General features: G+C 47.8%; 13 protein-coding genes. 3 read left to right on the top strand and 10 right to left on the bottom strand.

Going from position 1 to position 14,508, the window contains the following annotated elements; genetic code table 11:
• Window positions 1–20: 20 nt before the first annotated feature.
• Genes BACCOPRO_RS01960 through rlmN form a run of 9 tightly spaced genes read right to left on the bottom strand, consistent with a single transcriptional unit; the run spans window position 21 to window position 8,787 of the window.
• Window positions 21–1,223 (bottom strand): sugar MFS transporter, encoded by a 1,203-nt coding sequence (locus BACCOPRO_RS01960; RefSeq protein WP_040311101.1) that lies wholly within the window; start codon window positions 1,221–1,223, stop codon window positions 21–23.
• A 47-nt stretch (window positions 1,224–1,270) separates the two neighbouring features.
• The gene (locus BACCOPRO_RS01955; protein ID WP_008140402.1) at window positions 1,271–1,999 is read right to left on the bottom strand and encodes an HAD family hydrolase; all 729 of its coding nucleotides are present in this window, start codon (window positions 1,997–1,999) and stop codon (window positions 1,271–1,273) included.
• Window positions 1,992–2,999 carry a lysylphosphatidylglycerol synthase transmembrane domain-containing protein gene (locus BACCOPRO_RS01950; protein ID WP_008140400.1) on the bottom strand — a complete coding sequence of 336 codons (1,008 nt, stop codon included), beginning with the start codon at window positions 2,997–2,999 and terminating at the stop codon, window positions 1,992–1,994. Before BACCOPRO_RS01950 ends, BACCOPRO_RS01955 begins: the two co-directional genes overlap by 8 nt.
• Window positions 2,999–3,943: a CDP-alcohol phosphatidyltransferase family protein gene (locus BACCOPRO_RS01945; protein WP_008140398.1), complete on the bottom strand. Its 945-nt coding sequence runs from the start codon at window positions 3,941–3,943 to the stop codon at window positions 2,999–3,001. The genes BACCOPRO_RS01950 and BACCOPRO_RS01945 overlap by 1 nt, the downstream gene beginning before the upstream one ends.
• 1 nt (window position 3,944) lies before the next feature.
• Complete coding sequence (locus tag BACCOPRO_RS01940) at window positions 3,945–4,811, bottom strand: ATP-grasp domain-containing protein (protein WP_008140396.1); 867 nt, start codon at window positions 4,809–4,811, stop codon at window positions 3,945–3,947.
• A gap of 18 nt (window positions 4,812–4,829) precedes the next feature.
• Window positions 4,830–5,540, bottom strand: coding sequence for a nucleotidyltransferase family protein (locus tag BACCOPRO_RS01935; RefSeq protein WP_008140394.1), 711 nt, complete (start codon window positions 5,538–5,540; stop codon window positions 4,830–4,832).
• A 9-nt stretch (window positions 5,541–5,549) separates the two neighbouring features.
• Window positions 5,550–6,641: a 4-hydroxythreonine-4-phosphate dehydrogenase PdxA gene (gene pdxA / locus BACCOPRO_RS01930; RefSeq protein ID WP_008140392.1), complete on the bottom strand. Its 1,092-nt coding sequence runs from the start codon at window positions 6,639–6,641 to the stop codon at window positions 5,550–5,552.
• Between the two features lie 13 nt (window positions 6,642–6,654).
• Window positions 6,655–7,722 carry a DUF4837 family protein gene (locus BACCOPRO_RS01925; RefSeq protein WP_008140390.1) on the bottom strand — a complete coding sequence of 356 codons (1,068 nt, stop codon included), beginning with the start codon at window positions 7,720–7,722 and terminating at the stop codon, window positions 6,655–6,657.
• Between the two features lie 12 nt (window positions 7,723–7,734).
• The gene (gene rlmN / locus BACCOPRO_RS01920) at window positions 7,735–8,787 is read right to left on the bottom strand and encodes a dual-specificity RNA methyltransferase RlmN (RefSeq protein WP_008140389.1); all 1,053 of its coding nucleotides are present in this window, start codon (window positions 8,785–8,787) and stop codon (window positions 7,735–7,737) included.
• 387 nt (window positions 8,788–9,174) lie between these two features.
• Between rlmN and BACCOPRO_RS18440 the strand changes: the two genes are divergently transcribed.
• Genes BACCOPRO_RS18440 through BACCOPRO_RS01905 form a run of 3 tightly spaced genes read left to right on the top strand, consistent with a single transcriptional unit; the run spans window position 9,175 to window position 14,174 of the window.
• The gene (locus BACCOPRO_RS18440) at window positions 9,175–11,580 is read left to right on the top strand and encodes a DUF4922 domain-containing protein (protein ID WP_008140384.1); all 2,406 of its coding nucleotides are present in this window, start codon (window positions 9,175–9,177) and stop codon (window positions 11,578–11,580) included.
• A 15-nt stretch (window positions 11,581–11,595) separates the two neighbouring features.
• On the top strand, window positions 11,596–12,906 hold the full coding sequence (locus tag BACCOPRO_RS18435) for a SpoIID/LytB domain-containing protein (protein ID WP_008140383.1): 1,311 nt from the start codon (window positions 11,596–11,598) through the stop codon (window positions 12,904–12,906).
• Window positions 12,907–12,908: 2 nt separating this feature from the next.
• The gene (locus BACCOPRO_RS01905) at window positions 12,909–14,174 is read left to right on the top strand and encodes an MFS transporter (protein WP_008140381.1); all 1,266 of its coding nucleotides are present in this window, start codon (window positions 12,909–12,911) and stop codon (window positions 14,172–14,174) included.
• Between the two features lie 140 nt (window positions 14,175–14,314).
• Here the strand turns inward: BACCOPRO_RS01905 and BACCOPRO_RS17760 are convergent.
• Window positions 14,315–14,508 (bottom strand): hypothetical protein (locus BACCOPRO_RS17760; RefSeq protein WP_008140379.1); only part of this gene is annotated, 194 nt, incomplete at its 5' end.

Below are 14,508 nucleotides of genomic sequence, written 5' to 3'. Positions count from 1 at the left end.
TGTTTTGAGACAATCTCTTTTTATCTTTTCTTCAGGACAGCCCGAGCGTAACCTAATACGACAACATATCCCAGCAGCGGAACAATAAACGATAAAGACATCGAGAAAGTATCAGCCACATATCCCATCAACAGAGGTCCGACTGCTCCTCCCACCGGAGACATCATCAAGAAAGAAGAGGCCCGTTTGGTGTGACTTCCCAATCCCCGCAAAGCCAGGGCAAAAACAGTGGGAAACATAATAGCTTCAAATGCATAGCAGCACAGTAAAGCAATCAATGATACCATGCCTAAATCTGCAATGACCAGCAATGTCATTGAAACAGTTCCGACTGCACACCAGAACAGCATCTTTTCTGCACGTACCCGACTCATGATCCAGCTTCCGACAAAACGTCCGGCCATAAAGAGACTAAGTCCTCCAAACGAAAGAACTAGAGAAGCCTGACGGGCAGTCATCCATCCCTGCTCTACCACATAATTGATAAAAAAGCTGTTGATGGAAATTTCACTGATTTCATACGCAAAAAGAGCCGCAAGTCCGAAGATGAAAAGCCGGTGAGACCACAGTCCTACCCGGTGCCCCTGATCATCCAGTTCCACTTCATGCTTAATTTCCGGCAGGCGGACACGTGAAAAGACCAATGCCACCAACAGCACAACCACTCCCATACAGGTATATGGTAAGGCAACATTGCCGGAAGCAGCCTGATCTTCTTCAGAAAACAACAGCAGCCCGGCCAGCAACGGCGCAAAAATACATCCCAGGCCATTGAAAGACTGGGCAAAGTTTAAACGGCTGGCAGCAGTTTCCCGGGCTCCGAGCTCTGTTGCATAGGGATTCGCTGCAGTTTCCAGAAACACCAGTCCGCAGCCGATGACAAACAGAGAGAAGAGGAACATATTGAACGACATCATGTACTGCCCCGGAATGAACAACAGAGATCCAATTCCATACAGCAGCAAGCCAAAGACCACTCCCCGGCGATATCCCCAACGGGTGATAAACATTCCTGCCGGGATAGCCATTACAAAATATCCCATATACATGGTTGCCTGAATCAGTGCAGAGTGCGCACGCGTAATCGCCAGCAACTCCTGAAAATGCTTGTTAAGCACATCCAAAATAGCATGAGCAAATCCCCAAAGGAAAAACAATGAGGTCAAAAGCACAAAAGGTACCCGATACTGACTTGCAACCAGTGCAACAGATTTCTTCGTCATATTCTGATCTTTTTGATTATTTCCAGTCATTATAGCAATGACATCTTTTACAGATTTATAAATTGCAGCAGGTCTGGAAGATCAGTAATAATAACATCGGGAAGCGATTCGTCAATCTCTTCATTTCCCCATCCTTCTCCACTTAACCAGGCAACCTTGCAGCCTACCGCCTTGGCCGGAACAACATCCTTTGAAAAGGAATCACCAACCACGAGAACTTCACCGGCAGGAAGTCCCATAGCTTCCACTCCCAGCCGGTATATCGCCGGATCCGGCTTGCGCACTCCAACAACAGAAGATTCCACAATGTCTGAAAAGAAATCAAACAGTTCAAAATCTTTCAGAATCGTCTGAATATTTCCATAAAAATTGGAAACCAGCACCAGCTTGTAATGTTCCGATAACTTCTGCACTACCGGACGTGTACGCTTCAATACATTCAGTACATATTCATAACAGCTGTCTGCAATCTTTGATGCATAACCCTGTTCAGATGCTTTCTGTGCATCCAGCTTTCCCTGTTCTATCAGCCAGCTTATCTGAATATCCGTCTTGATACGAAGCACATCATGGAAGTTGTGTTCCGGTTTTACAAGCGGCACACGAGCCAGTGTGCGTTCACCATGAACATAGGCATCACGAAAATCAGCCTTACTCACCGGTACTTCATACGTTGCATACTTTTCCCACAACACTTCCGCCCAATGACGGCTGTTTGTATCAATGGTACCACCATAATCAAAGATGATTCCTTTAATATCTGTCAATTTATTCATGCTCTTTATCTTTATTTACGCCGTTGCCTACTTTCATCAGCAACACGCCTATTACAATCCAAATTAATTCCCGCACACGGGTAATCAGTCCTGTATAAATTCCGAAGGCACTCGGAATAGCCAGTCCTCCTGTAGCCAGAGCAAAACCTCCTTCACGGGCCCCCAACTGCATCGGAGAAAAGAAGAAAAGATTGGCAAACAGGGAAGTAAAAGCCATGATCAGGATACAAGCCAGAAAGCTGACATCCGAAGTCAGAATATTCAGAATGAACCAGACCTCCAGACATCCTACAATACGGGCCGAGAACTCCAGTCCCAATGATGCATAGAAGGTTGACTTGCGCTGCTTGTGCAGTTCTGCAATCTGATTGTCAACCCGCTCCAGAGTCTCACGCTTTTCTGTCAGGAAACGGCGTGCCCATTTCCGCACAAAAGGCAAATGACCCAGCAGCTTCAACGTACGCACTGCCATCCCGTTCCGATATCCTTTCATAAAGAAATAGATCGCAACCAGGCAACAGAAACCTACCACAGCCAGAACGATCGCCATTCCCGCATTCAACGGCTCAACTGCCAGATACAAAAAGACAGAAGCAAGCCAGAAGCAGAAATGTGAAAATATATGCATCATGACATACAGAATGACCGACGATGTAGCCTTACTGCCTCCGACATAAGGAGTCAGTTCCATGATACGATAAGGCTCACCCCCCATCAGACCGACCGGAGTGGCATAGTTCAACGCAAACCCGGAAATGGTCAGCTTATACACTTTCCAGAAAGGAACCTTTGCATGCTTGCCGTCACGGATAATGATATACCAGGAAAGAGCATTCAGCAAGTAAATGAATACCCACAGTAAAATAACGGCAGGAAACCAGATACCCGCCTTACGCAAGTTCTGCAACAGTTCCTGATAATCCATGTCGAAAGTAAACAACATGACGACAATGGCAAAGATCCCAAAGAACCAAAATATATTTCTGAACTTCTCCTTCATCAGGCATACTTTTGATAGAAACGTGCACTCAGCGCTTCATGCTGGTGACGCATGTAAACAAACAAAGCGGTCATTACTACAATCTCGAACATGAAATAAACCCAGGGCTCACCGATCAGCAAACTGATATAAAGCGCAATGGCACGCGTATTAAACGTCAGGATATTGGTATATTTCATCAGCGGCAGACTGGCTGCACGGAATTCATCACGCAAGCTTTGAGGAATATCATCCCCGTACTTCTGCTGAACGAGCGCATAGAAACGCTGGAAATTCGGTGTCATCTGCTCCTGCTGGCGTGTATAGTTTCCATAAAAATAAAGGAATGCCTTCCACCAGAAATTTCCCTTCCAGGGCAGACTGTGAAAGATTTCACGCTGCTGCTTGAAGTTATCCAGTTCACTTCCGGTCTTTCCTTTCAGGAAGAAAAGATGAATATTCCGGTAATAATCGGCCAGTGTACACTGCTTGCTGTGGCAGATGGTTCCTGAAAGCAGTGCCAGCAACCAAATATAAATTCCCCACGTCATGCCCTCACTTGCACCGATACCGAAAGGCATGGGCTGGTTGGTAAGACGCAGACAGATAGCCACATAAATAGTAAAGAACCACAGGTCACCAGCAAACCCGTCGAGCATACGTCCCCAACGAGTCTTCTTCCCTGTCATACGGGCCAGCTGACCGTCGCAGCTATCATAATGGTTAGCCCACATAAGCAGGAAGATACCGATCAGAGTATGTTTCATGTCCGGGAAATAGAACATGACACCGGCAGCCATTCCCAATATGATCGACAAAATAGTTACGACATTCGGGTGTATCCCCAGTTTTTTGAAGAACAATGCCCAGGCATATCCGACAGGCCGGTTAAAATAAATATCCAGAAACTCCTCTGTGTCCATCGACTTGAAAGAAGCTTCAATACCTTTTTTTTCTGTACTCATGTTATTTCTTTCTAGAATCTGTAATCCGGTTATAAATACATTCTGCGATTTTCTTGCCTGCCTCTTCCCTGCACCGTGCAAAGCTGGGCCAGTCATTGAAATCAATGATACGTATCTCTCCGCTGGAAGATACGACGCAGTCACCGCCATAAACAGGAACATCCAGCACTTCCGAAGCCCGGTCACTGTATGCTTTCAGTTTTTTCACATCAAAGGGATAACCGCGCGTTTCACCATTGATGGCCTCCAGTCCGAATTTGCTGTGCGACTGTTCCGAAGGATAAAACGTATAGAAAAAGTCTGTGCCCTGCACACCATAGAACTTCACCAAGTCTCCAACCAGATGTTCATTGACCACAGCTTCCGGAATTCCGCGATTGCGAAAATCTGCCAGAACGTGCTCTGCTTCCTCCCGACACTCCACAAATACAACATCTTCCTTTACCATGGCGTGCGAATTACCCCGCTTGATCCAGCATGGGAAAATGTCCGGTTCAAAGCTACGGTCGGTCGGAATGATAAAGCTTTTAGGGTGTGGAATTCCATTGGCCATCAACAATTCAGTCATAGCCTTCCGCACACACCGATCGATACCGTATGCTGAATTAACCACCAATGACCCTTCATCTTCCAGTTCCTTCAGACGGTCAATCGTAGCTCTGTCACGAGCCATGTCAAATATAAATTCCCCGGCAATACGTTTCTCTACAAATTCTTTCTCGGGATATACTGTGACTTCACAGCCTTTTTTCTTCAATTCTTCGACAGTGATCCGAAAGATAGCCGCATCGTTATCCACGTGGTTCGGCGAGAACTCACTTCCGCGGCTGACTCCGATCACCCGAAGACTTTCTTCTGTTTCTAACATTTCTTATTGTCTACTTCTTTAGTTATCCTTACCAATCAAAAAAGCCTCAGCTTTTTCTATGTCACTAGCATGGTCTACATCCAATATTTTTGAAAAAGGATAAGCGCCCAGATGCAACCCGTCGGCTACCAGCTGACGCTGAAAATTCCGCATACGTGACATACCATTTTCCATACATCTCTGTAAAGTATCGATTGACTTCGGCGTCAGACAATAGATTCCCCCGGAAATATAACGGCAGTCCGGTGTACGTGCATCGTGGAATCCTGTAATATTCAACTCCTCATCAGTCGATATATACAAAGGTTTTTCATCATCAATATAGTCGGTAACAGCCATCAGTCCATCCTTGTCCGAAGCCTTGAAAGTCTCAATAAACCGTGAAAACTCTTCTTCACGGAATATCGTGTCAACCGTTGTCAGACAAAACTTGTCATCCTTCAGATAAGTACTCAACTCATAGAAACTGTGCATTGAACTGGGAGTTGTCTTCACGATAACTTCCAGAGGCACTTCAGAAACCTTTTTCAGAAGAGCCAGATGTTCTTTCGTCTGAGCCACCTCGTTATTGATGATTACCACAACCTGCTCTGCTCCATTCTTCGCAAAGATATGGATCAGACGGTCAATCATAGCCATGCCGTTCAGCTGCACTAACGGCTTAGGCAGCTGAACGCCTTCCTGGGCAAGTCTCGATCCTTCCCCAGCTGAAATAATAGCAAACTTCATTTTTATCTCTTAATCTTCTACAGTATCCAGTTTCAGTTTGTCACTGTCGTCCCGTTTTTCGTAATATTGTCTGCGCAACGGATGAGCATTAATTTCTGCTTCCATGCAACGGCGGCGAAAGACATCTATAGCCACATAAACAGCCTGCCGGAAAGAATCTTCCGAAGCAACTCCCTTGCCGGCAATATCATACGCGGTTCCGTGAGCCGGAGAAGTGCGTACAATGGGAAGACCAGCCGTAAAGTTCACTCCTTCATCCATGGCAAGAGCCTTGAAAGGAGCCAGTCCCTGATCATGATACATTGCCAGGATTCCATCGAAATAAGTATAGTTTCCTGAGCCCATAAAGCCGTCAGCCGGATAAGGACCAAAGCATTGCACACCATTGGCTATCATCTCCTGCATGGCCGGTATGATGACAGTCTGTTCTTCCGTACCCAGCAAACCTTCGTCTCCAGCGTGCGGATTGAGCGAGAACACAGCAATACGGGGATTGTCAATACCAAAGTCTTTCTTCAGGGATTTGTGGAATATATCGAGTTTTTCCATGATCAGTTCTTTCGTGATCTGACTGGAAATTTCACTAACCGGCACGTGTCCCGTTACCAGAGCTACACGGAAGTCATTCTTCAGCAGGATCATCAGCGCTTTCTGTCCTTCTCCCACCCGTTCTTCAATGTATTCCGTATGACCGGGGAAATGGAAATTGTCCGACTGAATGGTGTGTTTATTGATCGGAGCTGTTACCAGCACGTCAAAATATCCTTCCTGATATTCCTGAAGAGCACGTTCCAGTGCATCCAATGCAGCTTTTCCCGCTTCAGCACTCGGTCTGGTCAATTCCACCTTCAGTTCATCAGCCGTGCAGTTGACAATATTCACACGTCCGTCCTGTGCCTCCGCAGCCGAAGGAACAATACTGAAGTTCGTCTGAATATCCATCGCCTTACGATGATATGCAGCCACTTTGGGAGATCCATAAATAACCGGCGTGCAAAGTTCCAGCATTACAGGATCGGCAAAAGCTTTCAGAATGACTTCATAGCCGATGCCATTAATATCTCCGTGGGTGATACCCACCTTTATCTTACGTTCTTCCATTCTCTATTATTTCTTATTTCTGTTGTTCTGCTTCTTTCACTGCTTTCTCTTCGGATATAGACTGGTCAACCGGCAGTTCTGACAGGCCCTTGCCTTTTTCCTGCGGTAATTTCAGCGTATAAAGGGCAGCTTCCAGCTTACGCATGGGATCACGCTTCAGCTTAGACGGATTATACACAAATCCTTCCACAACGATTACCCGTGCATTGGCGCGGTCAACCCGTACATGTGAAACAAACGGGCCGCCCATCGCGTCATTCTTCATTTCCCAGAGTCCGCGTACTTCGAATGCATAGTCACCCTGTACTGCAATATTCTTTACGCTGACCAACGAAGAGTCGGCCGTTTCCATATACATACCTTCACGTGCTCCCGGAATATTGATAGCCATGACAGAGTCACGCTTGTGAATGAAAAACTCCTTCGTAAAAGTACGGTTGTCTCTGAAAGGATAGGAATACATCACGAAGTTCAGGTCATTCAGATTGTTTGAAGCCCACAAAAAATCCTGTCCTGTCTTGTACGATGTCAGATCTTCCGGCATCCAGATGTCACAGTCGAACTGACTGCCTACGCGTGCAGAAACCAGAGAACTGTGTTCTTTCTCCAGTAACTTAATCTGACGGTTCATCTCAGCACGGGTAAAGAAATCCACGATGACATTTCCATGTTTGGATACATAATCCGCAAAATCCTCCTGACTCGGCGACTGGATAGTCATGATCATCTGCGGAGAAGAATAAGCATCGCGGGTATATTTAAACTTTGTCTGCGTATAGACACTGGGCTGTATATCCACAATGATGATATTGCGGAAAATACGCATGGCCCGTTCAAAGTATTCAGGTCTTACACGAGATATACGGAAAGAGCGCTCCGACTGGGGAAGTCCGGGCACATCGGTATCCAATACATGAAAAAGCGCACTGTCCGGGCTCATCCAGCACTTGTCGTCTGCTACGACCAATACCTCGTACGGACGTCCGCTGGAGATCGGAGTTACCATGCTTTTCCCATCACCACAAGAAGTAGAAGCCAGCATCACCAGCATTGTACTTAAACCTAAAATCAGTTTTTTCATATTCTTCGAGTATTAAACGGTTTCATTATTTTGTTTATTGGCCTGCTGCTTGGCTGTCGACAACATGCCGCAGGCAGCAAAGATGTCCTCTCCTCGTGAAGCACGGATTGTTGCGAACAGGCCATGTTGCGTCAGATAATCACGGAAAGCCAGCATGGTTTCCATATCCGCTCCCTCCAGATCCACATTCGGTATGGCATGAAAACGGATCAGGTTCATCCGGCAATCCAGCCCCCGCAACAGGCGGACCAGTTCCTTGGCATAAATCAGACTGTCGTTGACTCCCTTGAAAACAATATATTCAAAAGAAAGACGACGCTGCTTGCTGAAATCATACTGCCGGAGAATATCCACTATCTCTACTATGGAAAAAGCTTTCTCCGCCGGCATCAGTTCCTGTCGCTGAGCAGGGAACGGCGAATGAAGACTGATAGCCAGATGGCAGTCACTCTCGTCGAGGAAGCGTCTCAAACCTTTACGAAGTCCCACAGACGATACGGTAATCCGCTTCGGACTCCAGGCATATCCATAACTGGCAGTCAGGATTTCCAAAGCACGAAGTACTTCATCCAGGTTATCAAACGGCTCTCCCATTCCCATAAATACCACGTTTGTCAGCGTATCACGCTCAGGAATGGAATATATCTGGTTCAATATCTGAGCTGCAGTCAGGCTGTTTGTATAACCTTGCTTTCCTGTCATACAAAATTTGCAGTTCATCTTACAGCCAACCTGAGAAGACACGCACAAGGTAGCACGGTCTGCATCAGGGATGTATACTGACTCAACGTAATCACCTTCAGGGGTGCGGAACAGATATTTCACGGTTCCATCCACCGAACGCATCTCGTGGACAGGCGCCGTAGCTCCTACTTCATAACACTCTTTCAGCCGTTCCCGGTTCTTCACCGACAGGTTTGTCATCTCATCAATCGATGCAACCTTGCGGCCATACAGCCATGAAGCAATCTGTCCGGCCGTAAACTTAGGCATTCCCAAGTCCAGCACAATCTGCGTCAGTTCGTCTAAAGTCTTGCCCAACAACGGAGCTTTTGTACTATCCATTCTATGCTTAATCTATATAATTAATGTGCAAAGTTAGTCAAAAAATAAAATATTTCCCCCATGTTTTACAGAATAAAATAATATTTATCTGATAATAAACCTTTTAGAAAGAAGTTTCGTTTCCTCATCCTCAAACAGCCAGCCTTCCGGCAAAAAGGCATTCAATGCGGTTTTATCGAGTAGTACGATTCGACTGCAACGACCGCACGATTCAGCCTCAACGACCGCTCGATTCGGCCGCAATGACCGCACAATATCACGGCAGCCTGCAGACACAGAAAATCCAACCGCTAGCGGGGCTCAAACAAATGATTTTCGATTTCGTGACCGCAAAAGTTAAAAAATTCATGACTTCTCGTTATATTTGTCCCAATAAACCGTTCAGACATGAAAAAGACAATCACATGCTTCATCCCTTACGGAAAGGGAGCTCTGCCGGAAGAAACACTGGCAGCCTTACTGGATCATCCCTGCATCCACCAGATATATCTGCTGGTAAAAACTCCGGCAACCCTCCAGGGGAACTATGCCCGCTGTCAGCAACTGTCCGTAGAATCACCCGCCGGCACAGACGCTATGCTTCAGATAGCCTCCCATACCCAGACACCTTATATTTTATTATTGACCAAGGAACAAGGAGTTGAACTTGGATACATGGCACTGGAACGATTCTGTGACTACCTGCAAGCTCCTTCCTGTGGTATGGCTTATGCCGACCGCTACCAATGGATCGCAGGCAAACGCACAAATCATCCCGTCATCGATTATCAGACAGGCAGCGTACGCGATGACTTCGACTTCGGTCCCCTGCTGATGTTCCGCTCCGAACACTTCAAAAAAGCTGCTGACTGCATTGCCTGTCAGCCTGCCTATCTCTATTCCGGACTCTACGCTCTGCGGCTGGCTCTGACAAAAGAGACAGAACTGATCCATATCCGTGAATACCTTTATGCCGAAACAGAAGAGGATACCCGGCTTTCAGGTGAGAAGCAGTTCGACTATGTGGATCCGCGCAACCGGCAAGTCCAGCTGGAACGCGAAGCAGCTTTCACCTGCTACCTCAAGGATATTCATGCCTGGCTGTCTCCGGATAAACGCCGGATAGACTGTACGGCCGGAGACTTCCGTTACGAAGCATCTGTCATCATCCCTGTACGCAACCGGGTACGGACCATCGAAGATGCCATCCGTTCCGTACTGGAACAGCAGACAGATTTTCCGTTCAATCTGATTGTCATCGACAATCATTCTGACGACGGAACCACTGAAATCATCCAGCGCTATGCTTCCCATCCCCAAGTCATTCATCTTATTCCCGAGCGAACGGATCTGGGAATCGGCGGATGCTGGAACCTGGGTGTGCATCATCCGAACTGCGGACGCTTTGCGGTTCAGCTTGACAGCGACGACCTTTACAGCAGTCCTGCTACCCTGCAGACCATTGTCAACAAGTTTCACGAAGAGCAATGTGCCATGGTTATCGGAACATACCGCATGACTGATTTCAGTCTGAACACACTTCCTCCGGGTATCATCGACCACCGGGAATGGACGGACGAGAACGGAGCGAACAATGCTCTGCGCATCAACGGACTGGGAGCACCCCGGGCCTTCTATACACCACTGCTGCGTGACATCCGTGTACCCAACACCAGTTACGGAGAAGACTACGCACTGGGACTGGCTTTCTCCCGTCAATACCGCATCGGACGCATCTATGAGGTACTCTACCTTTGCCGCCGCTGGGAGGGAAATTCTGATGCAGCCTTGAGTATCGAAAAAATCAACCAAAACAACAGCTATAAGGACAGTCTGCGTACTCTGGAAATCAAGTTACGCCAGCAATTCACGAAGGGATTCATCCGTCATCAGCTGGAAATCTGGGAACTGGCACGCAAGAATCATGAGGCACTGGAACATGTGCAATGCCGTACCTTCCCGATCGGAGAAAACGAAATTACGGTACAGTTCAATCCGGCAAGAGCGGTATCCGCCTATGCCAAACTGGATAAAGCTTCGCTGGAAGCACGGCCCTGCTTTCTCTGTCCGGCCAACAAGCCGAAAGAACAGGAAGAAATCCGTATCGAACTTGACGAACCGTTCATCCTGCGTCTGAATCCCTACCCGATCCTTCCGGATCATCTGACCATCTCCAGTGAGAAACATCAATGGCAAACCCTTGCGGGAAAAACCGGCCGCCAGCTGCCGGGCAAACTGACTGCCTGGCTGGAAACTCATTTCAATCCGGGATACGCGCTGTTCTACAACGGCGCACACTGCGGAGCATCTGCTCCCGACCACTTCCACTTTCAGGCTGCTCCCCAACAGAATATTCCTCTCATCCGGCAATGGAACCGGCTGATGGAAAAGGCCCGGAAGACAGACCAGGACACACTGTCCGACGGAAGCTGTTGCACCAGCTATGAAATTCCAGGGTATGTCTGCCCGATTCAGGCTTTCATTACTGACCGGGGATATGAAACAAGTACCGTCCTCGTGGAACGATACCTCGGAAGCCTCAGCCTGCATCCCGGCGAAGATGAACCCCGCTACAACCTGTTTGCCTGGAAAGATGCCCGGCTGGGATTTATCACCGTCTATATTCCCAGAAACCGGCATCGTCCTGCCTGCTACTCAGCGACAGGAGACCAGCAACTGCTGGTCAGCCCGGGGGCACTCGATATGGCCGGACTGATCGTCACACCAAGAAAAGAAGATTTTGAGAAAATAACCGAAAAAGATATCTGCCAAATTTATCAGGAAACCGGAAACAGCCTTTCCCCATCCTTTTAATCACACCGAAGCAATATGAAAGAACCTGAAATAAGCGTAGGCATTGTCAGCGCACTGGCCATCCAGTTTACACTGAACGGACACTTCACCGCCAAAGGAAGTACGGTTTGCGACCGGCAAGACGTTGCATTCCACGAAGGAGGCATTCTCTGGAATGGAAACATTTATCACGAACTGACCTTTTCTCCTCTGGAGAAATCCTGCTCTTTCTCCCTGGAGAATGTAACCATCGGCATCGGTTTCCACTGGGAACGGCAGGAGACACAGGTTTTCCCGGGTATTCTGAAACTCGTCGTGCACGAAGGGAAAATAGCTGCTATCAATCTGCTTCCGGCCGAAGTGTATCTGGAAAGCGTCATCTCCTCCGAAATGAATGCCACGGCACCACTGGAATTTCTGAAAGCACATGCAGTCATTTCACGCAGCTGGCTGCTCGCCCAGATACAACGGAGAAAGCAACCTGAGAAAAAAGGAAATGAATTTTTCTCATTCATCAAGACCGAGAATGAGTACCTGAGATGGTACGACCGCGAAGAACACACCATCTTCGATGTATGCGCCGATGATCATTGCCAGCGGTATCAAGGCATCACCAAGGCTACCAGTCCCAATGTTTCGGAAGCTGTCCGTACGACCAGCGGCGAGGTACTGACCGAAGGAGGAGAAATATGCGATGCCCGTTTTTCCAAATGCTGTGGCGGAGTTACCGAGGAATTCAGCTATTGCTGGGAAGAGAAGAATTATCCGTATCTTCAGGCAGTCAGAGACTGCACGGCCAATATCCCCCTTCCGGATCTTACCAACGAACAGGAAGCTGGAAAATGGATTCGTTCCCAACCGGAAAGCTTCTGCAATACGCACGACAAACAGATCCTTTCACTGATCCTGAACAATTACGACTACGAAACAACAGACTTCTATCGGTGGGAAAAACATTACACTCAGGAAGAACTTGCCGGACTGATCAACCGGAACACCCGAAGTGATTATGGTGAGATCATCGATCTGATACCTGTTGAACGGGGAAAGTCCGGACGCATCAGTAAACTGAAAATTGTCGGAACCCACAAGACAATGATTATCGGCAAGGAACTGGAAATCCGGCGCATCCTCTCTGAAAGTCACTTGTTCAGTTCCGCTTTTGTCGTTGACCGGGGACCTATACAGAACGGTGTACCCGAATGGTTCCATCTGACAGGAGCCGGATGGGGACATGGAGTTGGTCTTTGCCAGATCGGAGCCGCCGTCATGGGCGAACAAGGTTACGACTACCGGGAAATCCTGAAACATTATTACAAAGAAGCAGACATTGAAAAACGTTACTGACCATGAAACAAAACCTGTCACCCTGGAAATGGGTGCCCACTCTCTATTTTGCTGAGGGGCTTCCCTACGTCGCAGTCATGGTTCTTTCGCTTGTCATGTACAAGCGAATGGGCATTTCCAATACGGAAGTTGCCCTGTACACCAGCTGGCTGAATCTTCCATGGGTCATTAAGCCCTTGTGGAGTCCTTTCGTCGACCTGCTCAAGACGAAACGCTGGTGGATCGTCAGCATGCAGCTGCTCATCGGTGCCGGTCTGGCCGGAATAGCCTTCACGATTCCGGCTCCTCATTTCTTTCAGACGACACTGGCTCTGTTCTGGCTGACTGCTTTTGGTTCTGCAACCCATGACATCGCTGCCGACGGATTCTACATGCTGGCTCTTACTTCACACCAGCAGGCGCTCTATGTAGGTATCCGAAGCACCTGCTACCGTATTGCAACGATTGCCGGACAGGGATTACTGATTATGCTGGCCGGTTATCTGGAAAAGACTTCCCTGGGGATTACTTATGCCTGGAGCCTGACTTTCTTTGTACTGAGCGGACTTTTTCTGGGCCTCTGGGTTTATCACGTATTTTGTCTTCCCCGTCCCGAACAGGCTATTTCAGCAGGCCAGACTTCAGCTTCCGGCCTGTTTCAGGCTTTTCTGAACACGTTCCGTTCATTCTTCCAGAAAGAACAGGCCGGCATCGCTCTTCTGTTCATGCTGCTATACCGGCTTCCCGAAGCCCAGCTCGCCAAAATGAGTATTCCTTTCCTTATTGATACTCCGGAAGTAGGAGGACTGGGAATGACAACCGAACAGCTGGGATTTGCCCAGGGAACAATCGGTACCATCGGACTCACTTTAGGAGGAATTCTGGGGGGTGTTGCAGTTGCCCGTCACGGGCTCAGACGGTGGCTCTGGCCTATGGTATGGGCCATCTCCCTTCCGGATATAGTCTATGTCTATCTCAGCTATGCCGACTCACCGGGACTGCTGACCATCAACGCCTGTATTTTTACGGAACAATTCGGCTATGGCTTCGGTTTTACGGCCTACATGCTGTACCTGATTTATTTCTCCCGAGGTACACAACAAACGGCTCATTATGCCATCTGTACTGCCTTTATGGCTTTGGGCATGATGCTCCCGGGCATGATTGCAGGCTGGCTTCAGGAGAGTCTGGGCTATCAGTTGTTCTTCATCTGGATCATGGGATGCACACTGGTCACTTTCGGTGTCACGGCTTTACTGAAAATAGATCCGAAGTTTGGCAAGAAATAAGCTGAGACAAGCATCATAGCATAAGTAAAGCCAACCAATTCATACCTACAGCATTGAATTGGTTGGCTTTACAATTTTCAGCTCCCAAGAGCAGATTCAACATGTTTTCAAGTCAGTTTGCATGACCTTTTTTCTGTGTGTCAGATGAACTCATAATAGAAGACAGCTCCGTTGAAAGCATCGTCAGCTACATGCAACCGACTGAATGGAGGTTCATTCCATAATTGATTATTCATACTGTCCATATCACCGGGAGAAAGGAAAAAATAAACTCCTTTTCCGTCACTTCCTGCATACTGCAAATTCATGCTTCCAAAGTCCACCTTGCTGCCGA

It is taken from the genome of Phocaeicola coprophilus DSM 18228 = JCM 13818 (assembly GCF_000157915.1).
GTDB classification, from domain to species: Bacteria; Bacteroidota; Bacteroidia; order Bacteroidales; family Bacteroidaceae; genus Phocaeicola; species Phocaeicola coprophilus.
This window is presented reverse-complemented; position numbering and strand designations above follow the sequence as displayed.

Coding starts and splice junctions, on each gene's coding strand:
- BACCOPRO_RS01960 (WP_040311101.1), bottom strand. CDS start 1,223: ATGACGAAGAAATCTGTTGCACTGGTTGCAAGTCAGTATCGGGTACCT.
- BACCOPRO_RS01955 (WP_008140402.1), bottom strand. CDS start 1,999: ATGAATAAATTGACAGATATTAAAGGAATCATCTTTGATTATGGTGGT.
- BACCOPRO_RS01950 (WP_008140400.1), bottom strand. CDS start 2,999: ATGAAGGAGAAGTTCAGAAATATATTTTGGTTCTTTGGGATCTTTGCC.
- BACCOPRO_RS01945 (WP_008140398.1), bottom strand. CDS start 3,943: ATGAGTACAGAAAAAAAAGGTATTGAAGCTTCTTTCAAGTCGATGGAC.
- BACCOPRO_RS01940 (WP_008140396.1), bottom strand. CDS start 4,811: ATGTTAGAAACAGAAGAAAGTCTTCGGGTGATCGGAGTCAGCCGCGGA.
- BACCOPRO_RS01935 (WP_008140394.1), bottom strand. CDS start 5,540: ATGAAGTTTGCTATTATTTCAGCTGGGGAAGGATCGAGACTTGCCCAG.
- pdxA (WP_008140392.1), bottom strand. CDS start 6,641: ATGGAAGAACGTAAGATAAAGGTGGGTATCACCCACGGAGATATTAAT.
- BACCOPRO_RS01925 (WP_008140390.1), bottom strand. CDS start 7,722: ATGAAAAAACTGATTTTAGGTTTAAGTACAATGCTGGTGATGCTGGCT.
- rlmN (WP_008140389.1), bottom strand. CDS start 8,787: ATGGATAGTACAAAAGCTCCGTTGTTGGGCAAGACTTTAGACGAACTG.
- BACCOPRO_RS18440 (WP_008140384.1), top strand. CDS start 9,175: ATGAAAAAGACAATCACATGCTTCATCCCTTACGGAAAGGGAGCTCTG.
- BACCOPRO_RS18435 (WP_008140383.1), top strand. CDS start 11,596: ATGAAAGAACCTGAAATAAGCGTAGGCATTGTCAGCGCACTGGCCATC.
- BACCOPRO_RS01905 (WP_008140381.1), top strand. CDS start 12,909: ATGAAACAAAACCTGTCACCCTGGAAATGGGTGCCCACTCTCTATTTT.